This is a genomic window from Pseudomonas aestiva (assembly GCF_039908605.1).
Lineage (GTDB): Bacteria > Pseudomonadota > Gammaproteobacteria > Pseudomonadales > Pseudomonadaceae > Chryseomonas > Chryseomonas aestiva.
This window is the reverse complement of record NZ_CP150916.1, coordinates 2,401,641-2,421,489: the sequence shown is the minus strand read 5'-3', so window position 1 is coordinate 2,421,489 and position 19,849 is coordinate 2,401,641. Positions and strand designations below refer to the sequence as shown.

Below are 19,849 nucleotides of genomic sequence, written 5' to 3'. Positions count from 1 at the left end.
TCGCGCAGCTGACCAGTCAGAATGCGGTCTGGTATGGCTCGCCACGGAAGAGGTAACCGCCCCACGGATCGCTACCAAGTAAAAGCGGACACCCCTGACAGGTGTCCGCCCGCCGCCTGCCGCTTACTTCGGCATCAGCACGGTATCGACCACATGGATAACGCCGTTGGACTGCATCACGTCGGCGATGGTGACGGCGGCCTTGCCGCCCTTGGCGTCGACCAGCCAGAGTTTGCCGTCATGCAGCTTCACGGTGAGGTCTTCGCCCTGGACGGTTTTCAGCTTGGTCATGCCGCCATGCATCTTCGCCTCGGCCATCAGTTGTTTGGCGGTGTGGGTACCGGGCACCACGTGGTAGGTCAGGATCCTGGTCAGGTCGGCCTTGTGCTCGGGCTTGACCAGGGTATCGACGGTGCCGGCCGGCAGCTTGGCGAAGGCTTCGTTGCTCGGCGCGAAGACGGTGAAGGGGCCCCTGCCATTGAGGGTGTCGACCAGACCCGCCGCCTTGACGGCCGCCACCAGCGTGGTGTGGTCCTTGGAGTTGACGGCGTTCTCGACGATGGTCTTGGACGGGTACATGGGCGCGCCGCCGACCATGACGGTATCGGCGGCGAAGCTGAGCGGGGCGGTGGCACCTAGGATCGCGAGACTGGCTACGATGGCGATGCGCTTGAGCAAGGTGTGCATGGTGCGTCTCCTGAGTTTTTCGGCCCTCCGGATGAGGGTGATGAATGTACGGAGCAGCCCGGCAAACGGATGCATCAAAGCGCGATTATTTTTCCCTGGGCGATGACCGGCCCCGTCGGCGCGCCTGTCGGCGAGCCGGTCCGCGGCTCAAGGGAGACTGCCAGTACCGCCCCTGGCGTCAGTGCCGAAGCGAGTCCCGCGGGTACGGCCAGGGTCACGGCCGTAGCGTCGTCGAGCAGGCCCAGGGAATGGGGTTTGCCATCCGTCGTGATGATCCAGGCCTCGGCGCTCCTGTCTGGCCAATCCGGCTTGCCGGTGGGCACGAACAGCAGCTGCCGGCCGTTCCCCTGCAGGGTGACGCTAAATGCCAGGCTGCCATCGCTCTGTTCCAGGCGGGCGAGCAGGGCGGGTGTCGCGACCTGGACCGGGCGCAGCAACACGAGCAGCGCCAGCAGGAGGGCAGCGGCCAACGCCAGCCCGGTCGCCCAGCGCCACAGGCGCGGGTTGTTCCAGCGGCGAATCGGCTCGGGTGCCGGTTCCTCAGTCGGGAACAGCCGTTGCTGGATACCGTGCCAGACGTGAGCCGGCGGTTCGACGACCGGAAGCTCATCGAGCCACTCGGCGAAATGCCGTTGCCAGGCCGCCAGTTGCGCCTGGTATGCGGGATCCTGCCGCACGAGCTCTTCCACCTGCAGGCGTTCTTCGGAGGACAGTACGCCCAGGGCGTATTCCGCGATGAGCAGCGCGTGTCGGTCGGAAGGGGGGATCTCCTTGTCGTTCATAGGCCCAGGCACGCTCGCAGTTGCAGGAGGCCACGCCGGATCCAGCTTTTCATCGTACCGAGCGCGATACTGTGGCGGGCGGCCAGTTCGGCATAGGAATAGCCCTCGAAGAAGGCGACCCGAATATAGGTCTGCTGGTCCTTGCCCAGGGTTTTCAGACAGAGCTCGATCTGGCGACGCTGGCGATGGGCTTCGAAGTCTTCGGCGACGGACTGGGTTGCCGGCCACTCGGCAAAGGTTTCGAGCGGCTCGTGTCGATGCTGGGCGCGGCGTCGATCGATGGCCTTGTGGCGCGCCAGGGTCGCCATCCAGGTCAGGGCGCTGGAACGTGTGGCGTCGAAGGTGCCGGCCTTGAGCCAGATGGCGGTATAGACCTCCTGCAGGACCTCTTCCGCCTCCGCGCGATCCCCCACGTACTGCAGGCACACGCCGAACAGTTTGCTCGCGGTCACGCGGTAGAGCGATTCGAAGGCCAGGCGATTGCCCTGGCCGCAGGCCTGCAGCAGGACATTGAGCGCAACGGGCTCCGGGTTCATTTCAGGGCTGGCCGATACGGCTGATCTGCTCGTCAAGGATGGCGTTCCGAAAGGAGGCGCAACAAAGGTAGCTGGGCGTCAGCCCTATCGGGGCCGAGCAGCAAGAGGCCCGGGAGTGCGGTGCTTGATGGCTTCACCGCCTCGGACGGCCGCAGCAGCGAGGGGCGATCTGTTCGATTTACCATCGAACGGGCGGCTTCGCAATCGCGATTACCCTCGTGCGCTAATGCTTGCTCGGGTGGCTTAGGGCGCGCGGGCCTGCCGGCTCCCTCTCCGTATCCGCTCCTTGACCACCTTTACACAAGGCTACATGCCAGGCCGTAGCTGCCTCGCGGGCTGAGCGGCTAGCATGCACGTCCAGATCGTCCGACTGTCCAGGTAGCCCCGATGTCGCTGTCATCCGAATCCCCGCGCTGGACCTCGCGCATCCTGCTGGTGGATGACGATCCGTCGATCCGCGAGTTGATCTGTGGCTATCTGGCGCGTTTCAGCATCAATGCCCGGGGGGTGGGGGACGGCCTGGAGATGCGCCGGGCGCTGGCGGAGGAGGCCTTCGATCTGGTGGTGCTGGACCTGATGCTGCCGGGGGAGGACGGGCTTTCCCTCTGTCGTTCGCTGCGGCGCGACAGCGGCATTCCCATCCTGATGCTGACCGCCCAGTGCGAGCCGGCGGATCGCATCATCGGCCTGGAGCTGGGCGCCGACGACTATATGGCCAAGCCCTTCGAGCCCCGGGAACTGGTCGCGCGGATCCAGTCGGTGCTGCGGCGGACGCAGGATGGCCGCGTGCCCCAGCGCAAGGCGCCGCGAACCAGTGTCAGCTTCGATGGCTGGAAGCTCGATGGCGTCCTGCATCAGCTGCACTCGCCGGCCGGGGTGATGGTTCCCCTGTCCAATGCCGAGGTGCGGCTGCTGTGGGTCTTCATCGAGCAGCCGCGCCAGGTACTGAGCCGTGAGCAGTTGCTCGACGCCACCCGCGGCCGGGCGATCGAGGCCTTCGATCGCAGCATCGATCTGCAGGTGTCGCGCTTGCGCAGCAAGCTGGGCGACGATCCCCGGGCGCCGCAGTTGATCAAGACCGTGCGTGGTGAGGGCTATCTGTTCGATGCCAGGCAGATAGGGCACTAGCCGTGCGCCGCCTGGATACGCTGTTCGCCCGCCTGTTCGCGGTCTTTCTGCTGGCGATCCTGCTGGGCCATCTGCTGGCCTTTTTCTGGTTTCGGCATGGACTCGGCGAGCGACCGCCGCCACCGCCGCCGCCGCCCATGGAGGCTGAAGCCGCCTTCGATCGGCCACCGCCGCCCGGGCCTTTCCCGCACCGGGAGCCCGGCGTCTGGCGGCGCATCGAGTGGTTCCTCGGCGGCCCGCTGATCTTCCAGCTAGGCTCGCTGGTGATCGCCGCCTGGCTTGGTGCGCGATTGCTGACGCGGCCGCTGCGCCAGCTGACCGAGACCGCCGAACACCTCAGCCATAACCTCGACGGTTCGCCCATTCCGGTCACCGGCCCCTGGGAGACCCGGGAGGCCGCGCGGGCGCTCAATCGCATGCACCAGCATCTGCTCGAACAGCTCCAGCAGCGCGGGCGCATGCTCACGGCCATCTCCCATGACCTGCGCACGCCCCTGGCGCGGGTGAAGCTGCGCATCGAGGACATCGACGATCCGCGCCTGCATGCCCGGGTCAGCCAGGACGTGGACGACATGATCGAGTTGCTCGACGGCACCCTGAGGTACCTCCGCGAACAGCACCGCCAGGAGCGTCCCATCCTCTGCGACGTGCAGGCGCTGGTCGAGGCCATGGCCGAAGATGCGGCGGAGGAGGGCGCCCAGGTCGCTGTCGAGGGCAGCTGCCAGCCGTTGAAGGTGGCGCCCATGGCGTTGCGCTCCTGCCTGGGCAATCTGCTGCAGAATGCCCTGCGCTACGCGGGCCAGGCGGAGATCCGCCTGAGCGAGCAACCGGAGCGGCTGCTGATCTCCATCTTCGACCGCGGGCCGGGAATACCAGCCCAGTATCGGGAAGCGGTGTTCGAACCCTTCTATCGCCTGGAGGGCTCGCGCAATCGATCCTCTGGTGGGACCGGGCTGGGGCTGGCCATCGCCCGGGAAGCGGCGGCGCACATGGGCGGCGAGCTGACCCTCGGGGAAACGCCCGGCGGCGGCCTGACCTGCCAGGTGGTGCTGCCACGCCCCTGATGTATCGCCAGGCATACAAAGTGACCAAATGGCTGACATCTACCCGTCGGATACTGGGCGGTGCGGAACACTGATGTCCGCATTTCCCGGGAGAGACATCCATGATCAGCGGAATAGGCAGTGGCTACTCCAGCTACTACAGCAGTGCCAGCGCGATCAAAGGCACAGCTACGACAGCGTCCGGCGATAGCGTCAGCGGGGGTGAAGACGGCAATCCGTTGAAGAAGCTGTTCGACAAGCTCGACAGCGATGGCGACGGCGCCATCAGCAAGAGCGAACTCACCGCCGCCGTCAGCGCGGCGAGCGATACCCAGACGGATACCGACGAAAGCGGGGCTATCGACGTCGACAAGCTGCTCGGCATGCTCGACCAGGATGGTGATGGCAGCGTCGGCGAAAGCGAATTCGCTTCGGTCTTCGCACCGCCGCCCGGTGGTCCCCAGGGGCAAGGGGGCACCGAGGAATCCGGCAATTCCAGCGTCGCCGGACCGGGCGGTTCAGCGCGTCCGCCCATGCCGCCGCCACCGCCGCAGGGGGCGAGCGGGCAAGGGGACAGCGAGGCCGAATCCAGCGCTCAGGCGTCGTCGAGCCCCTACACGCAACTGGTCCAGGCGGTATTGCGCCAGTACCAGAGCATTGGCAGCAACGGCAGCAGCACCGCCACGGGCAGCACCTTGAACGTGGCCGCCTGAGCGGAGATCGACAACACAGGGCAGGGCGGCCAGCGGCCGTCCGGTCTGCGCAATCACCTTGTACTCGATTCCCTTCTTGCCACCAGCTCCCTTGAGGGGCGAGTACCTTGGCCTACGGCCAATCGGACTGGACCTCATCGCCTGCCGCCGCTCCGCGACAAAATCTCCAGCTGTTTCAAGATGTTGCCACCACAGGTAAGGCTTGGCTTATAGCGAAAACGTTATGATATAACGTGCGCCTTCATTGGCTTGGCCGATGCTCGGCTGTCAGCTGCGGGTATCGGCGCTTTCGCTCTGCTAAGGACTGTCATGCCTGTATCCCGCACCCTCCGGTCGGCGCTGACCGCTTCGGCGTTGGCGACCCTGGTCGCCTTCGTGCCGAAGCTTTCCAGCGCCGAGGAACGCGTCTTCGACGTGGTCGGCCCCTTCGAGATCGGTGGACTGGATCCGTCGATTTCCGGCTTCGTCTTCCAGCGCATGCAGATCACCGAGACGCTGCTCGAAGCCGATGCCCAGGGCCAGCCGCTCCCTGGCCTGGCAACGCGCTGGACGGAATCGGCGGATGGACTTACCTGGCGGCTCGCCATTCGCCAGGGGGTGAAATTCCATGACGGCAGCGACCTCACGGCGGATGCCGCGGCAGCTGCCCTCAATGCGGCACGCGGCAAGCCCGGAGTACTAAGGCAGGCAGGAATGGAATCAGTCACTGCCGAGGGCAACGAGGTGGTGATCCGCCTGGCGAAACCCTTCAAGCCCTTGCTGGCCCTGTTGGCGCATTCCTCCACCAATATCCTGGCGCTGGCCGCCTACGACGGCGAAGGCAAGGTACAGCAGATCATCGGCACGGGGCCGTACCAGCTGACCCTGCTGGAACCGCCGCAACGCCTGGCTGCCGAGCGCTTCACGGGCTACTGGGGCGCCAAGCCGGAGATCGCCAGGACCTCCTACCTGGCCGCCGGCCGCGGCGAGACCCGCACCCTGATGGCCGAGAGTGGCGATGCCGAGCTGGTATTCCAGCTCGATCCGCCCAGCATTGCCCGACTCAAGCGCTCCAGCAGTCTCAAGGTGCTGATCGAGCCAGTCCCGCGGGTGGTGCTGCTGACCCCCAACTCCGGTGCCGGCGCCACCGCGCCGGTGGAAGTACGGCAGGCACTCAGCCTGGCCATCCAGCGCGAAGGCGTCGCCGCCGCCGTGTTACGCGCGCCGGGTACCGGGGCGACTCAGCTGTTTGCCAGGAATGTGCCCGCCTGGCACGACCCCGAGCTGGCGCCGCTCGCCTACGATCCGGCGGCATCGCGCAAGCTGCTGGCCGGGCAGGGCTGGACACCGGGATCCGATGGCATCCTGCAAAAGGACGGCACGCCCCTCAGGCTCAAGCTGCTGACCTATTCCGACAGACCCGAGCTGCCGCTGATCGCCACCGCGCTGCAGGCGCAGTTGCGCGAAGTGGGCGTGGACGTGGAGGTCGCGGTGCAGAACTCCAGCGCCATCCCGGCCGCGCACAACGATGGCTCGCTGCAACTGGCGCTCTATGGCCGCAACTTCGCCCTGGTCCCGGATCCCCTGGTTACTCTGCTCAATGATTTCGGCCACGGCGGTTCGGAATGGGGTCCGCTGGGCTGGAAGAACCCGGTCTTCGACCAGGCTCTGGCCGCGCTGCTGGCCAGCGACGATCCAGCCGAGCAACAGCGCCAGCGCCATGCCGCCATGGCCCAGGTGCAAAAGGACCTGCCGGTGATTCCGGTGGCCTGGTATCGCCAGACGATGGCCGTGTCCAATGCCGTCGAAGGCGCCGCCATCGATCCCTTCGAGCGCACCTTCGGCCTGAGCAGGCTGCGGTGGACCCCATGACCCGCCTGCTTGCCTTTCGCCTGCTGCAGGCGGGGCTGGTCGCCCTGCTGGTCGGCGGTCTCACCTTCCTGTTCATGAATCTGCTGCCGGGAGACGCCGCCTACCGCATCGCGGCCGGGCGTTACGGCTATGATCTGGTGGATACCGCCGCAGCTGCGGCGGTGCGGGCCGAGCTGAATCTGGATCAGCCCCTGCTGTGGCGCTTCCTCGCCTGGATCGGCGATCTGCTGACCCTGGATCTCGGCCATTCGCTGGTCTCCGGCAAGCCGGTGATGGACGTCGTCGCCCACGAATTGGGCAGCTCCATCCGCCTGGCCATCGGTGCCGTCTGCCTGTCGTTGCTCCTGGGCCCGCCGCTGGGCGTGGTGGCCGGTCTGCGTCCGGGCAGTCTGCTGGACCGCGGCCTGCTGGTGCTGACCACCGCGATCCGCGCGCTGCCGCAATTCGTCCTGGGCGTGATCTTCGTGCTGCTGTTCGCCATCTCCTGGCAGCTGTTCCCGGCGGCCGGTCACGGTACCTTCTGGCACAGCGTCTTGCCCACGCTGACCCTGGCCCTGGGGCTCGCCGCGGTGTCGTCGCGGGTCGCCCGGGACGCCACGGTGGAGGTCGCCGCGTCCGCCTACTACCGCTTCGGCCGCCTCAAGGGCCTGAAAGGCGCCAGCGTCTTCCTGCGCCATGGCCTGCGCAACATCGGCGTGCCGGTGGTGACCTACCTGGGCGTGCAGCTGGTGTATCTCATCGAGGGCGTGGTGGTGGTGGAGACGCTGTTCGCCTGGCCGGGCATCGGTCACGGTCTGGTCCACGCCATCGTCCAGCGCGACGTGCCCATGGTGCAGGGCACCGCCCTGGCGATGGGGCTGCTGTTCGTCATCCTCAATACCCTGGTCGATCTCGCCAACCACCTGATCGATCCGCGCGGGAGAAACGCATGAATCTCGACGCTACCCTCGCTGCGGCGGCGCCTCCGGGCAAATCTTCCGCGCGCGGGCTCGGCCTGGGCCTGCTGGCGACACTGATCGCCTTCGCCGTACTCACCCCGCTGCTCTGGCCGGGCGATATCGCCCATCAGGACTATGAGGCGATTCTCGCGGGGCCCAGCAGCGCCTATCCGCTGGGTACCGATCACCTGGGCCGCGACATGCTGGCGCGGCTGTCGGTGGCCATCCGCTTCTCGCTGGGGCTGGCCTTCATCAGCGTCTGCACCGCCGCCATTCCCGGCGTGCTGCTGGGCATCCTGGCCGCCTGGAAAGGCGGACTGGTCGACAAGCTGCTGGGCGGCCTGGCCGAGCTGTTCCTGGCCTTGCCGGGGTTGCTGCTGGTGCTGCTGATCGTCGCGGTGTTTCCCGGCTCCTTCGTCGCCCTCTACAGCGCCGTGGCCCTGGTGCTCTGGGTGGAGTATTTCCGCATGACCCGGGCGCTGGCGCGCACCGTGCTGGCCTCGCCGGCGGTGGCCGCCAGCGGGCTGCTGGGCTTCGGCCCCGTCTACATCATCCGCCGCCATCTCTGGCCGCAGATGGCGCCGCTGCTCCTGACCATCGCCGCCTTTGGCGCCGCCTCGACCATCATGGCCATCGCCGCCCTGGGTTTCGTCAGCATCGGCGTGCGCCCGCCCACGGCCGAGCTGGGCCTGATGATCACCGAGTTGCTGCCCTATTACGCCGAGGCACCCCTGGTCATGGGCCTGCCTATCCTGGCGATCTTTCTAACCGTGCTGTCGCTGCTGCTCATCACCGGAGGGCGCAAGCCATGACCGCCTTGCTCACGACCACGGCGCTGGAGATCCGCACCGCCGAGGCCCGATTGGTGGAACCGCTGTCAATCCGCCTGGCGCCGGGGCAGGTGTTGTCGATCATCGGCGAGACCGGCTCGGGCAAGAGCCTGTTCGCCCAGGGCGTCGTCGGCAACCTGCCGGCGGGGCTGCAGGCCCACGGGCAGATAGGCCTGGCGGACGGCTTCAGCGAAGAAGGCCGCGAGGCCGGTCGCCGTAAGCACTGGGGCAGGGGGCTGGCGGTGCTGCCCCAGGAACCCTGGCTGAGCCTGGATCCGACCATGCAGGCACGCTCCCAGGTCGCCGAGACCTACACCCAGGTCGTCGGCCTAGCCCGTGCCGAAGCCCGCGACCGGGCCAGCGCGGATCTGGCGCGGCTGGGCCTGGCCGGCGCCGAGCGCAAGTATCCCTTCCAGCTGTCCGGGGGCATGGCCCAGCGCCTGGCCTTTGCCGCCACCCATGCCGGTGGCTCGCCAGTGCTGATCGCCGACGAGCCGACCAAAGGGCTGGATCGCGACCGCATCGACGAGGTCATCGACCTGCTCAAGGCCATGCTGGCCGAGGGGGGCAGCCTGCTCATCATCACCCACGACCTGGAAGTCGCGCGCCGCCTGGGCGGCGAGGTGATGATCATGCTCAAGGGACGGGTCATCGAATCCGGTACGGCCGAGCAGGTGCTGGGCCAGCCGCAGCATGCCTATACCCGTGAGCTGCTGGCGGCCGATCCCGCCCGGTGGCCGAAACGTACCTCGCGAGCCATTACCGACGAAGCCGTGGTGACGGTGGAGGGCCTTGCCGCCCAGCGCGGTGGCAAGCAGCTGTTCGAGGGATTGTCCTTTGGCGTTCGGCCTGGGGAGATTCTCGGCGTGACGGGACCGTCTGGCTGCGGCAAGTCGACCCTCGGCGATATCCTGCTTGGCCTGGCCGCGCACAGCGCGGGTGCGATCCGCCGCCAGCCGCGTCTCGGTCGCTTCGCCTTCCAGAAGCTGCACCAGGATCCGGTGGCTGCCTTCGCGCCCTCGGTGACCATTCGCCAACTGCTGGCGGATCTGGTGCGGCTGCATCGGCTGGATACAGCGCGGATTGCGCGGCTGATGCAGCGCCTGCGCCTCGACGAGCGCCTGCTGGATCGACTACCCGGCAACATCTCCGGAGGTGAGTTGCAGCGCTTTTCCCTGCTGCGCGTGCTGCTGCTCGACCCGGCGCTGATCTTCGCTGACGAGCCCAGCTCGCGGCTGGACCTCATTACCCAGAAGGAGATGATCGAGCTGCTGGTCGAGACCGCCGAGGAATCCGGAACCACCATCCTCTTGGTCAGCCATGACGAGGACCTGGTGGGCGCCGTCGCCGATCGGCGCATCCACCTGACAGATCCGGCGGCGCCGATGCGCAGTCAGGTGGAGCTGAAGTCCCGGCCTGAGGCGGCGGAGGTGGTCCTCGCCGCCCGCGACTAGGATTTCGCCGGTATCCCTCGGTACCGGCAGCCCCCTTCCAGCTAAGCGACTCGTCTGACATGCGACGGCAGCGGTCACGTGCTGGGCGCAACAAACGTCCAGTGAGGTTCGCTGCGCGCTGAAAAAAGCGTCGGGTATCCAGGCCCTGCTCCGAAAGCGGCAGGTTTCAACTTGGTATTACTTTACCAAGAGTTCTTGGTAGTGATTTTTGGACTGGTTAGAAAGAGATCCTGGGTTGGCCAAGCAAACTTGCACAGCTCCTGAGTCGAAACTTCCTGAGCTTGGCGCACTGAGCGATGGGACCGATGTTTTCCCGTCTGTATCTGTTAGATGAGGGACAAGGCGTGGGTTTCGTGAATCGCGCTAGAATGTTCTTATAATATGTCCTTCTTTTTATGGTAAGTGCTCGATTTTTAATGGAGATATAGGAGGCGAGCTGCGGTAAAAAACCTTAATGACTTGAATATCCAAATTTGAATTTTAGGTGAAAAGACGCCGTAAACCTTGACGCCTGGCGATAGGGAAAAGCAGCATTACGCATCCTGTGTCGACGTGCCCTTGCTGCCAATCGACTGCATTGTTCGATTCCGCGGCAGTGCCTGCACGCAAGTGGAAGCTGTCAGCGAAGTTCATGTGACGACTGATTTCTACCTCTTTGGCTGTGTGTGAGAGTTCCAGCGGTTTTATCCGGATAGTTTTGGCGTGGCAGTGAGTTATATCGAAAGATTGAACAGGCAGGCCCGCAGGTCCGTTGGTTTCGAAAATTAAGAGATCGAGTAATTCCCATGTCCGCTTTGTTTTCTTTCTGGTAGTCGATTTGCCAGCACTATGACCTGATTTCAGAGCCCGTACTGGGGAGTGCGGGCTCTCTTCAACGCGCATTTCAAGCCACGCCGGTGCGGCTCTGCTGTCCGGTGCGCGTCTGGCTGCGCGTCTTCAACCACTAGTAGTCGCCGACAATGAATAGGGGAAGTTATGCAAAGCACGCGTAATCAGAAAGGAGCGATATCCAATACCCATTTGACCAGTTTCAGCCGACTCCTCGGCCGCTGGACGTTTGGGGTGGTGGGCGGCTGTACGCTGCTGCTTGGCTGCAATGCAGCCTTCGCGGAGGGCTTGGTGGACGACAGCAAACTGGTGCTGACGGTACGCAACTTCTACTTCAACAGTGACCGCGCCAACGGACGGGCGAATCAGGAAGACTGGACCCAGGGTTTCCTGCTGGACTATCAATCAGGGTTCACACCGGGTCCCGTGGGGGTCGGGGCGGATGCCTTCGGCTATCTGGGCCTCAAGCTCGATGGCGGTCCAGGGCGCCGTGGCACCGGTAACTTGCCCGTTCATGCCGGGAATAAGCCGGCTGATGAATATTCCCGTGCCGGTGCTGCGCTGAAGCTGCGGCTGGGCAATACCGTGGTGCGCTATGGTCAACAGGCGCCCACGGCGCCGGTCTTCGCCATCAGCACCAGTCGCCTGCTGCCGCAGACTGCCACGGGGTGGAGCGTGCTCAGTAGCGACGTGGCGGATCTGTTGCTTGAAGCAGGGCATTTCACCTCTTCCACCGATCAGGTCAGCACTAACCGCGATGGCGATCTCTGGGCCGGATACGCGCGGCAGCGCGCCGATCACATCGATTTCGCCGGTGGCAAGTACAGCCCGGTCAAGGGGGTCAGCCTGTCGCTCTATGCGGCGCAGCTGGATGACATCTGGAACCAGTACTATGGCAACCTGAATCTGGTAAGGGCGCTGTCCAGCACCCAGGCACTCACCTTCGATGCCAATCTCTATCACACGCGGGATACCGGAGCGGCCAAGGCTGGCCCGATCGACAATACGTCCTATAGCCTGGCCGCTGCCTTCAGCCAGGGACCTCACACCTTCACGCTGGGCTGGGAGCAGATCGATGGTGATACGCCGTTCGACTACGTGGCCCTGGGCGACAACGATCGCCTCGGTGGCGGTATCCTCCTGGGCAACGCCGTGATGCTCTCCGACTTCAATGCCCCTGGCGAACGCTCCTGGCAAGCGCGCTACGATCTCAGCTTCAAGACGCTCGGCGTGCCCGGCCTCAGCCTGATGACCCGCTACCTCGAGGGCTCCGGTATCGATGGTCGCGAGCTGCCGGTCAACAGCGCCTATCGTGGGCTCTACGGCGCAGACGATCACGAGCGGGAAGTCGACCTGGAGGGTCGCTACGTCCTGCAAGCGGGAGCGGCCAAAGGACTGTCGATCCGGGTCCGCCAGGCCTGGCACCACGGCTCGCCGTCCACCGGCGGTTCGGTCAATCAGCTGCGGGTCATCCTCGACTATCCGCTGCAATTGCTCTGACGCTCGCGTAATCCCCAATGGACGGCCGCGACCGCTGGCAAGCGGTTCGCGGCCGTCCGTCGTCGCTGGCTTAAGCGGGCCCCGCTGCGCCGATAGCCCTAATAGTCATTTTATTAGGGATAACCCTCATGAGTCTTCGCAGCCTCAACGTCGCGCCCCGCGCCGTGCTGTTCTTTTCCGTCATCGTCCTGATCGTCTTCGCCCTCGGTGGCGTCGCCGTGGTGCAGATGGGCAAGCTCTTCGAGGCGGAGCAGGAAGTGGAGACCAACTGGCTGCCGGGCAACCAGCTGGCGGCGAAGATGAGTGGCGGATTGCTGCGGCTGCGCCTGGAAAGTCTCAGGGCCACCACCACACCGGATCCGCAGCTGCGCGCCCAGACGGTCGCGGCCTTTCCCGGTTATCGCGATGCCTTCTTCACGGCGGTCAAGGACTACGAAAAGACCCTGGCCAACGCTGAAGACCGCCAGTTGTACGGCACCGTGGTCAAGGGCGCCGAGAGCTACCGGACCCTGCTGGATGCCTTCGAGCCCAAGCTGCGCGCGGGTGACAACGAAGGCGCCATCGTCCTGATCAACACCTCGATCCGTCCGCTCACCAACGCGCTGGAAAAGACCATTGCCGAACTGAGCGCCTTCAACGAGCGCGGTGCCCAGGCGGCGGGGCAGGCGGCGGGCGCCACCTATGCCAACGGCCTGTTCTGGGTCTATGGGCTGATCGGCCTGACCATAGCGGCCACCGTCGTGCTTGCGGCTCTGCTGATCCGCAGCATCACCCTGCCGGTGGGTGAGGCCTTGCGCATTGCCCAGCGGATCGCCCGCAAGGACCTTACCGAACGGATCACCGTGGTCGGTCGCGACGAGGCGGCGGGCATGCTGCAGGCCCTGGCCCAGATGCAGGGCAATCTGCGCGACACCGTTTCCCACCTCGGCGACAGCTCGACCCAGCTGGCCTCCGCCGCGGAAGAGATGACCGCGGTGATCGACGAAGCCAGCCGCGGCTATGTGCGGCAGAACGACGAGGTCAACCAGGCTGCCAGTGCCGTCACCGAGATGAGTTCGGCGGTGGAGGAGGTTGCGCGCAACGCCGCCGATGCGGCCAGCACCTCGCTGCATACCCAGAACCTGACCAGCGACGGCCTGGACAAGGTCACCCGCACGGTGCAGTCGATCGAGGCGCTGGCGCAGAACGTGGCCAGCACCAGCGAGCAGATCCAGGCCCTGTCGTCCCGCGCCCAGGACATCAACGCCGTGGTCGAGGTCATTCGCGCCATCGCCGAACAGACCAACCTGCTGGCGCTGAACGCTGCCATCGAGGCGGCCCGGGCGGGTGAGCAGGGCCGGGGCTTCGCCGTGGTCGCCGACGAGGTACGGGCACTGGCCCATCGTACCCAGCAGTCGACTCGCGAGATCGAGCAGATGATCGGCGCCATCCAGAATGATTCATCCCAGGCCGTCAAGGCCATGGCCGAGAGTCAGCAGCTGGCCGGTGAATCCACCTCGGTCGCCCAGCTGGCCAATGTGTCCTTGGAGCAGATCGCCGAATCCATCTCCCAGATCAACGATCGCAATGCGGTTATCGCCACCGCCGCTGAAGAGCAGGCGCAGGTGGCGCGGGAGATCGATCGCAACATCACCAGTATCCGTGACCTGGCCACCCAGAGCGCGACCGGCGCCACCCAGACCGCCAGCGCCAGCGCCGAGGTCTCCAGGCTGGCCAGCGGATTGAATCTCGTGGTTCGCGAATTCGCCGTCTAGGAGGAGGGCCATGAGGCCTTCTCGCCACGCGGCGGCGGGAAGGCGTCCTTTGCGACTGGCTCCAGGTTCGTCGCGGCAATAGAAAGACTAACAAGGGCTCTGGGGCATTCGCCCGTGCGACTGCGCTGCGCTGGCACGCCTGCTCGCCGCTGGAATGCCCGCCCGACAGTCTTTAGTATTCCGTTACATCGCCTCTGGCATCGGGTAGAGAACGAATCGGCGCTTGGCCTGCCTAAACAGTGTCCAATCAACCCGGAGTCCTACCATGAACGCGAAGAAAATCTCTGCCTTGATGTTTGCTGGTCTGATCGCTGCCAGTGGCGCTGCTTTCGCCACCGAAGGCGCAGGCAATCCGCCGAAGGCCAACAGCGCTGGTATGGGCACCCCGGCTGGTCAGAAGACCGGTGAAGGTGCAGGCGCCGCGACCGGCGCCGGCAAGACCACGCTCAACGAGCAAGGCCAGAAGCAACAGCAGTAATGTCCAGGGGGTCGCCGGCACGTCCGGCGCCCCCTAAATCTGCGTCTAGAATGGAACTTTGCAAGCCTCTTGTGTCCAAGGGGGCCGAGCGTGTGGGTACAGGGGTCAGATGGTGAGTGCGGAACAGAGCAAGGTTGTCCTGGTCGTCGAAGATGAGCCGCAGATTTTGATGATTCTGGCGGATTATCTTTCCGAACTGGGTTACACCGTCCTGCAGGCGCCCTCGTCACTCGAAGCCTTTCGCATCCTGGCCGGTCGGCCACGCCTGGATCTGCTGATCACCGACTTCCGCCTTCCCGACGACGTCTCTGGCGTGATGATCGCCGAGCCCGCGCTCAAGTTGCGCCCCGATCTCAAGGTGCTCTTCATCAGTGGCTATCCAGCCGAAATCATCGATACCGGCTCGCCGTTGCTGGGCAAGGTCCCCTTGCTGACCAAGCCATTCTCCCTCGAGCGTCTCCACCTGCAGGTGCAGAAGCTGCTCGGCGCCTGATCCTCTCCCTCGCCACAGATCGTTTTTCCGCCGGCACAGTCTATCTGTCAGGTGCGACCACTCCGGTCGCCTCAGGTTGGAGATACCGGCGCCCATGGCTATCAAGCATTTCAATCATCACGAAGCGATTTCCTCTGCCGTTCCGGCTGAACAGGGTTTCGAAGCGGTCATCGCCGTCAAGGCGCGGCGCGAGGATGCCCATCCGACCTTTCACAAGGTCGCCACCGAGCGTCATTTCGATCTGGCCTCCGAGGCGGAGGAGGCCGCCGATGCCGCGCTCAATCGCGTGACCGAGATCGGCGACGACGATGAACTCCTCTGGGACGAGCGGGCCGTCTGATGAAGAGAGGCCAGGAACAGGGCGAAGAACCCCGACAGCGGCATGAATCCGGTCCGGACGACCCTGAACTGAGTCGCGAGGAAGAAGAGGACGTCGACGAGAACCAGCTGCCACGCGCCGTGGTGCTGCACGAGATCATCCGTACCCAGGGTGATCACGAACTCGAACGAACGATCGCGGCGCTGTTCTGGTCGGCGCTGGCCGCCGGCCTGACCATGGGTCTGTCGTTGATGGCGATGGGGCTACTCAATGCCAATCTGCCCGAGGGTGGCTACAGCAAGGCCATCGCCAGCTTCGGTTATTCGGCTGGCTTTCTGGCGGTGATCCTGGCACGTCAGCAGCTGTTTACCGAAAACACCCTGACGGCGGTACTGCCGGTGATGAGCGAACCCACGCTGCACAATTTCGGTCGCCTGGGGCGGCTGTGGGGTGTGGTACTGGTGGGCAATCTCATCGGGACCATCCTGGTCGCCTACGTGATCCTCAATCTGCCGCTGTTCGATGCCAAGGCCGACGCCGCTTTTCTGAAAATCGGTACCAAGGTGATGGAGAACGATGCCTCGGCGATGTTCGCCAAGGGCATCGTGTCCGGCTGGATGATCGCCACCATGGTCTGGATGCTGCCCGCTGCAGAGCACGCCAGGATCTGGATCATCGTGCTCATCACCTACCTGATGGCCCTGGGGGACTTCACCCACATCGTGGTCGGCAGTCTGGAGGTGGCTTACCTTGTGTTCGCCGGAGAGGCGAGCTGGGGCGATTTCTGGCTGACCTTCGCCGGGCCGACCCTGGCAGGCAACATCGTCGGGGGCAGTCTGATCTTTGCGCTGATCAGCCATGCCCAGGTGCGCAGCGACACCTGAAAGCGAAAGGGCCGGCAAATTGCCGGCCCTTCGCGGTGATCAGGTAGCTGCTTCGATCACTCGTCGTCGTTGAGCTGACCCATGGCGGTGGTGTTAAAGCCACCGTCGACATAGAGGATCTCGCCGCTGATGCCCGACGCCAGGTCGGAGCAGAGGAAGGCGCCGGCGTTGCCGACTTCGTCGATGGTCACGTTGCGGCGCAGGGGCGTCTGACGCTCGTTGGCGGCCAGCATCTTGCGGAAGCTCTTGATGCCCGAGGCGGCCAGGGTGCGGATGGGACCGGCGGACACGGCGTTGACGCGGGTGCCTTCCGGGCCGAGGCTGCCAGCCAGGTAACGGACGCCGGCTTCGAGGCTGGCCTTGGCCATGCCCATGACGTTGTAGTTCGGCATGGTGCGCTCGGCGCCCAGGTAGGACAGGGTCAGCAGGCTGCCATTGCGGCCGCGCATCATCTCACGACCGGCCTTGGCCAGGGCAACGAAGCTGTAGGCACTGATGTCGTGGGCGATCTTGAAGCCGTCACGGGTGGTCACGGCGGTGAAGTCGCCGTCCAACTGGTCGCCGGGGGCGAAGCCGACCGAGTGGACGATGCAATCCAGGCCATCCCACTTCTTCGCCAGCGCGGCGAACACGGCTTCGATCTGGGCGTCGTCGGCGACGTCGCAAGGGAAGCACAGCTCGGGATTGGAACCCCAGCCGGCGGCGAATTCTTCGACGCGACCCTTGAGCTTCTCGTTCTGGTAGGTGAAGGCCAGCTCGGCGCCTTCGCGGTGCATGGCCGCGGCGATGCCGGAGGCGATGGACAGCTTGCTGGCGACGCCGACGATGAGAACGCGCTTACCGGCGAGAAATCCCATGGTTTTTTCCTCTTCTGTGTTGAATCCCGGGCAGCAGCCAGGGGCTGAGGTCCGGGTTGGGCAGGGCTCTGCGCAGGTCAGAGCGAGATCTTGGCCTGGCTCCGCTAGGGGTCAGGCACGGGTGGGGCGGTAAGGTAGCAGGTCGATACCCGGGACAAAAGCGCTGGTTGACCGCTGCGGTGCGCGGTCGCGCCTCAGTTGAGGAACAGCGTCAGGGTCTGACCAGGGGTCAGGGCGGAAGCGCTGCGCGGATTCCAGTCCTGCAGCGCCTGCACGCCGATGTTGTAGCGCTTGGCGATCTGATAGAGGGAATCGCCGGCCTTGACCCGATAGTAGGTGGGGGCGGCCTTGGTCGTCTTAGCCGTCTTTACCGCCGGCTTGGTGGTCTTGACGGTATAGGAGGCCGGCATCGCCACGGCCGTGGCGGTGCTGCTGCCCGTGCCATGCAGCTTCAGCGTCTCGCCGACCTTGAGGCCTCGCTTGCCGAGATCGTTCCAGCGCTTGAGGTCACCCAGTTCCACCTCGTTGGCCCGAGCGATGGACCAGAGGCTGTCGCCAGTGCGCACCCGGTAGGTGCGCACCACGGGTTCTTCGGCCACGGCGATGGTTTCCAGGGGCGTCGTGGTCTTGCCGGTCTCGCGCCGCGGGATCATCAATTCCCGGCCAGCGGACAGGCGGCTGCTGCTGCTGAGCTTGTTGAGCGCGGCGAGTTGCTCGACGCTCACACGATTACGCTTGGCCACGCTGCGCATGGTATCGCCGCGGCGCACCTGGTATTCCTGCCACTGCACCACGGCATCGGAGGCGATGTTGGGCAGGGTCGCGACCAGGCGCTTGGCCTTTTCCGCCGGCACCAGCAGATGCTTGGGGCCGTCCATGGTCACACGCTGGGTATAGGCGGGATTCAGGCGATAGAGTTCGTTGGCATCCAGATCCGCAAGTTCCGCCACCCGGGCCAGATCCAGGTGCTGCTTGATGTCCACGACTTCGAAATAGGGTTCGTCCGGGATGGATTCCAGGGCCAGGCCGTAGGCGTCCGGATTGCGTACGATCTGGGAGACGGCGAGCAGCTTGGGGACGTAGTCCTGGGTTTCCGGCGGCAGCGACGACAGGTTCCAGTAATCGGTGGGCAGGCCGAGCGACTGGTTGCGCTCGATGGCGCGGCTGACCGTGCCTTCGCCGGCATTGTAGGCAGCCAGGGCCAGCAGCCAGTCGCCACCGAACATGTCGTGCAGCTTGCTCAGGTAGTCCAGGGCGGCGTTGGTCGAGGCGGTGATGTCGCGGCGACCGTCATAGAAGCGGGTCTGGCGCAGATTGAAATACTTGCCGGTGGTCGGGATGAACTGCCACAGACCGGAGGCGGCGCTGCGCGAGAGGGCGTTGGGATTGAAAGAGCTTTCCACCACCGGCAGCAGGGCCAGTTCCAGCGGCATGTTGCGTTCTTCCAGGCGCTCGACGATGTAATGCAGATAGGGCGCGCCGCGGCTGCATGACTGCGCGAGGGCGGCTTCGTGGCTGGCGTACCAGAGGCGCTGACGATCGATGCGCGGGTTGGTGCCGTTGTCACCGGCCCCCTGGAGCTGATAGCCGTCCCGCACCCGGTCCCAGATGTCGCCGCTGGTGGCCGCCGTGGTCGGTGCCTTGCGCAGCCATTCAGGCGGACGCTGCATCTTGCTTTGCGTCATGTGCAGATCGGCCTGATAGGCACGATTGTCTGGCTGCTGGTTGCTCTGGCAGCCGGCGAGGAAGACGGCGAGGCAGAGCGCCGAGACTTTGAAGGAGGTGGCCAGCACGTCTGGTTCGCGGGTTTTCGGCGTCGCTGGCGGCATCGGTCTGGGCTTTCCGGGAGCTGGAGGATGGGCGATTCTAGGAACCGCATCCCGGGGGGTCAAGGAACAACCCCTTGGCCTGTGACCTGTACGACGACCGCAAACCCTGGCTTACAGCGTGCTGACGGGGTCTGGGCAATAGGTGTCAGAACGTGTCCTTCCAGCCTCTCAAGGCCGCGAAATAGGTATCCTCCGGCGCATCTGCCGCCACCCCGCGCTCCTCTTGCAGACGCAGACGTACGCTGCTTTCGGCGGTACGCAGGAAGGGATTGATGCGGCGTTCGCGGCTCAGGGTGGAGGGCAGGGTGGGACGCTGGGTCTCCCGCAGCTGCTGCGTCTCGGCCAGGGCCTGCTGCACCGCGGGGTTTTCCGGTTCTACCGCCTGGGCGAAGCGCAGGTTGCTGAGGGTGTATTCGTGGCCGCAGTAGATTTCGGTGGCGTCCGGCAGGCTGGCCAGGCGTTGCAGGGAGGTCAGCATCTGGCTGGGCGTACCTTCGAAGAGCCGGCCGCAGCCGGCCGAGAAGAGGGTATCGCCGCTGAACAGCAGGGGTCGCTCACCCGCGACATGGAAGGCGATGTGGCCGGCGGTATGGCCGGGCACCCGCAGGACCTCAAAGGGAACGCCCAGCACCTCCAGGCGCTGGCCGTCCGCCAGGGGGAGGTCGACCGCGGCGATGCGTTCGTCAGCCGGCGCACTGACCCGGGCGCCGCTGCGCTGCTTGAGCGCAGTGATGCCACCGGTGTGGTCGTTATGGTGGTGGGTGATCAGGATATCGGTCAGGCGCCAGTCCGGATTGGCATCGAGCCAGGCCAGGACGGGGGCGGCATCGCCCGGATCGACCACGACCGCCTGTCTTGTCGCGGCGTCCTTGATCAGCCAGATGTAGTTATCGTTGAAAGCGGGCAGCGGAAGAATGTCGAACATGGACGAGCTCTCTGGTCGGA

General features: G+C 65.1%; 19 protein-coding genes. 13 read left to right on the top strand and 6 right to left on the bottom strand.

The genetic code is table 11. The annotated features are described in order from the left end of the window. Positions 1 to 123 precede the first annotated feature (123 nt). The 3 genes from AABM56_RS11220 to AABM56_RS11210 form a co-directional block, all read right to left on the bottom strand. The gene (locus AABM56_RS11220) at positions 124 to 687 is read right to left on the bottom strand and encodes a fasciclin domain-containing protein (protein ID WP_133861659.1); all 564 of its coding nucleotides are present in this window, start codon (positions 685 to 687) and stop codon (positions 124 to 126) included. A 74-nt stretch (positions 688 to 761) separates the two neighbouring features. Beyond that, positions 762 to 1,469, bottom strand: a complete 708-nt coding sequence (locus tag AABM56_RS11215) for an anti-sigma factor (protein WP_133861660.1) — start codon at positions 1,467 to 1,469, stop codon at positions 762 to 764. Continuing rightward, on the bottom strand, positions 1,466 to 2,005 hold the full coding sequence (locus tag AABM56_RS11210; RefSeq protein ID WP_133861661.1) for a sigma-70 family RNA polymerase sigma factor: 540 nt from the start codon (positions 2,003 to 2,005) through the stop codon (positions 1,466 to 1,468). The genes AABM56_RS11215 and AABM56_RS11210 overlap by 4 nt, the downstream gene beginning before the upstream one ends. Before the next feature lie 387 nt (positions 2,006 to 2,392). Between AABM56_RS11210 and AABM56_RS11205 the strand changes: the two genes are divergently transcribed. From AABM56_RS11205 to AABM56_RS11145, 13 genes are all read left to right on the top strand, one after another. After that, positions 2,393 to 3,133 (top strand): response regulator, encoded by a 741-nt coding sequence (locus AABM56_RS11205; RefSeq protein ID WP_027602269.1) that lies wholly within the window; start codon positions 2,393 to 2,395, stop codon positions 3,131 to 3,133. Between the two features lie 2 nt (positions 3,134 to 3,135). Next, on the top strand, positions 3,136 to 4,197 hold the full coding sequence (locus tag AABM56_RS11200; RefSeq protein ID WP_133861662.1) for an ATP-binding protein: 1,062 nt from the start codon (positions 3,136 to 3,138) through the stop codon (positions 4,195 to 4,197). A 101-nt stretch (positions 4,198 to 4,298) separates the two neighbouring features. Beyond that, a complete protein-coding gene (locus tag AABM56_RS11195) occupies positions 4,299 to 4,889 on the top strand; it encodes an EF-hand domain-containing protein (protein WP_133861663.1) in 591 nt (196 codons plus the stop codon). Positions 4,890 to 5,198: 309 nt separating this feature from the next. Beyond that, positions 5,199 to 6,740 carry an ABC transporter substrate-binding protein gene (locus tag AABM56_RS11190; RefSeq protein ID WP_347884095.1) on the top strand — a complete coding sequence of 514 codons (1,542 nt, stop codon included), beginning with the start codon at positions 5,199 to 5,201 and terminating at the stop codon, positions 6,738 to 6,740. Continuing rightward, positions 6,737 to 7,672 (top strand): ABC transporter permease, encoded by a 936-nt coding sequence (locus AABM56_RS11185; RefSeq protein ID WP_133861665.1) that lies wholly within the window; start codon positions 6,737 to 6,739, stop codon positions 7,670 to 7,672. Before AABM56_RS11190 ends, AABM56_RS11185 begins: the two co-directional genes overlap by 4 nt. Next, positions 7,669 to 8,490 carry an ABC transporter permease gene (locus AABM56_RS11180; protein ID WP_133861666.1) on the top strand — a complete coding sequence of 274 codons (822 nt, stop codon included), beginning with the start codon at positions 7,669 to 7,671 and terminating at the stop codon, positions 8,488 to 8,490. The genes AABM56_RS11185 and AABM56_RS11180 overlap by 4 nt, the downstream gene beginning before the upstream one ends. After that, positions 8,487 to 9,962, top strand: a complete 1,476-nt coding sequence (locus AABM56_RS11175) for an ATP-binding cassette domain-containing protein (protein ID WP_347884094.1) — start codon at positions 8,487 to 8,489, stop codon at positions 9,960 to 9,962. Before AABM56_RS11180 ends, AABM56_RS11175 begins: the two co-directional genes overlap by 4 nt. A 1,119-nt stretch (positions 9,963 to 11,081) precedes the next feature. Further along, the gene (locus AABM56_RS11170) at positions 11,082 to 12,290 is read left to right on the top strand and encodes an OprD family porin (RefSeq protein WP_347884093.1); all 1,209 of its coding nucleotides are present in this window, start codon (positions 11,082 to 11,084) and stop codon (positions 12,288 to 12,290) included. A 128-nt stretch (positions 12,291 to 12,418) separates the two neighbouring features. Then, on the top strand, positions 12,419 to 14,044 hold the full coding sequence (locus AABM56_RS11165; protein WP_347884092.1) for a methyl-accepting chemotaxis protein: 1,626 nt from the start codon (positions 12,419 to 12,421) through the stop codon (positions 14,042 to 14,044). Between the two features lie 265 nt (positions 14,045 to 14,309). After that, complete coding sequence (locus AABM56_RS11160; RefSeq protein ID WP_037007037.1) at positions 14,310 to 14,522, top strand: hypothetical protein; 213 nt, start codon at positions 14,310 to 14,312, stop codon at positions 14,520 to 14,522. Positions 14,523 to 14,634: 112 nt separating this feature from the next. Next, complete coding sequence (locus AABM56_RS11155) at positions 14,635 to 15,015, top strand: response regulator (protein WP_007161706.1); 381 nt, start codon at positions 14,635 to 14,637, stop codon at positions 15,013 to 15,015. 94 nt (positions 15,016 to 15,109) lie between these two features. Further along, the gene (locus AABM56_RS11150) at positions 15,110 to 15,355 is read left to right on the top strand and encodes a hypothetical protein (RefSeq protein ID WP_133861670.1); all 246 of its coding nucleotides are present in this window, start codon (positions 15,110 to 15,112) and stop codon (positions 15,353 to 15,355) included. Beyond that, a complete protein-coding gene (locus AABM56_RS11145) occupies positions 15,355 to 16,218 on the top strand; it encodes a formate/nitrite transporter family protein (protein WP_347884091.1) in 864 nt (287 codons plus the stop codon). Before AABM56_RS11150 ends, AABM56_RS11145 begins: the two co-directional genes overlap by 1 nt. Before the next feature lie 56 nt (positions 16,219 to 16,274). Here AABM56_RS11145 and fabI read toward each other — a convergent pair whose 3' ends face one another. The 3 genes from fabI to gloB form a co-directional block, all read right to left on the bottom strand. Further along, positions 16,275 to 17,075 (bottom strand): enoyl-ACP reductase FabI, encoded by an 801-nt coding sequence (gene fabI, locus AABM56_RS11140; protein WP_042134086.1) that lies wholly within the window; start codon positions 17,073 to 17,075, stop codon positions 16,275 to 16,277. 194 nt (positions 17,076 to 17,269) lie between these two features. Then, positions 17,270 to 18,904, bottom strand: a complete 1,635-nt coding sequence (locus AABM56_RS11135) for a lytic transglycosylase domain-containing protein (RefSeq protein WP_133861672.1) — start codon at positions 18,902 to 18,904, stop codon at positions 17,270 to 17,272. 145 nt (positions 18,905 to 19,049) lie between these two features. Then, positions 19,050 to 19,829, bottom strand: coding sequence for a hydroxyacylglutathione hydrolase (gloB, locus tag AABM56_RS11130; RefSeq protein WP_133861673.1), 780 nt, complete (start codon positions 19,827 to 19,829; stop codon positions 19,050 to 19,052). Between the last annotated feature and the right edge of the window lie 20 nt (positions 19,830 to 19,849).

What these genes read in the sequence shown, in the direction of transcription:
- AABM56_RS11220 (WP_133861659.1), bottom strand. Translation starts at nt 687, where the DNA reads ATGCACACCTTGCTCAAGCGCATCGCCATCGTAGCCAGTCTCGCGATC.
- AABM56_RS11215 (WP_133861660.1), bottom strand. Translation starts at nt 1,469, where the DNA reads ATGAACGACAAGGAGATCCCCCCTTCCGACCGACACGCGCTGCTCATC.
- AABM56_RS11210 (WP_133861661.1), bottom strand. Translation starts at nt 2,005, where the DNA reads ATGAACCCGGAGCCCGTTGCGCTCAATGTCCTGCTGCAGGCCTGCGGC.
- AABM56_RS11205 (WP_027602269.1), top strand. Translation starts at nt 2,393, where the DNA reads ATGTCGCTGTCATCCGAATCCCCGCGCTGGACCTCGCGCATCCTGCTG.
- AABM56_RS11195 (WP_133861663.1), top strand. Translation starts at nt 4,299, where the DNA reads ATGATCAGCGGAATAGGCAGTGGCTACTCCAGCTACTACAGCAGTGCC.
- AABM56_RS11190 (WP_347884095.1), top strand. Translation starts at nt 5,199, where the DNA reads ATGCCTGTATCCCGCACCCTCCGGTCGGCGCTGACCGCTTCGGCGTTG.
- AABM56_RS11185 (WP_133861665.1), top strand. Translation starts at nt 6,737, where the DNA reads ATGACCCGCCTGCTTGCCTTTCGCCTGCTGCAGGCGGGGCTGGTCGCC.
- AABM56_RS11180 (WP_133861666.1), top strand. Translation starts at nt 7,669, where the DNA reads ATGAATCTCGACGCTACCCTCGCTGCGGCGGCGCCTCCGGGCAAATCT.
- AABM56_RS11175 (WP_347884094.1), top strand. Translation starts at nt 8,487, where the DNA reads ATGACCGCCTTGCTCACGACCACGGCGCTGGAGATCCGCACCGCCGAG.
- AABM56_RS11165 (WP_347884092.1), top strand. Translation starts at nt 12,419, where the DNA reads ATGAGTCTTCGCAGCCTCAACGTCGCGCCCCGCGCCGTGCTGTTCTTT.
- AABM56_RS11160 (WP_037007037.1), top strand. Translation starts at nt 14,310, where the DNA reads ATGAACGCGAAGAAAATCTCTGCCTTGATGTTTGCTGGTCTGATCGCT.
- AABM56_RS11150 (WP_133861670.1), top strand. Translation starts at nt 15,110, where the DNA reads ATGGCTATCAAGCATTTCAATCATCACGAAGCGATTTCCTCTGCCGTT.
- AABM56_RS11145 (WP_347884091.1), top strand. Translation starts at nt 15,355, where the DNA reads ATGAAGAGAGGCCAGGAACAGGGCGAAGAACCCCGACAGCGGCATGAA.
- fabI (WP_042134086.1), bottom strand. Translation starts at nt 17,075, where the DNA reads ATGGGATTTCTCGCCGGTAAGCGCGTTCTCATCGTCGGCGTCGCCAGC.
- AABM56_RS11135 (WP_133861672.1), bottom strand. Translation starts at nt 18,904, where the DNA reads ATGCCGCCAGCGACGCCGAAAACCCGCGAACCAGACGTGCTGGCCACC.
- gloB (WP_133861673.1), bottom strand. Translation starts at nt 19,829, where the DNA reads ATGTTCGACATTCTTCCGCTGCCCGCTTTCAACGATAACTACATCTGG.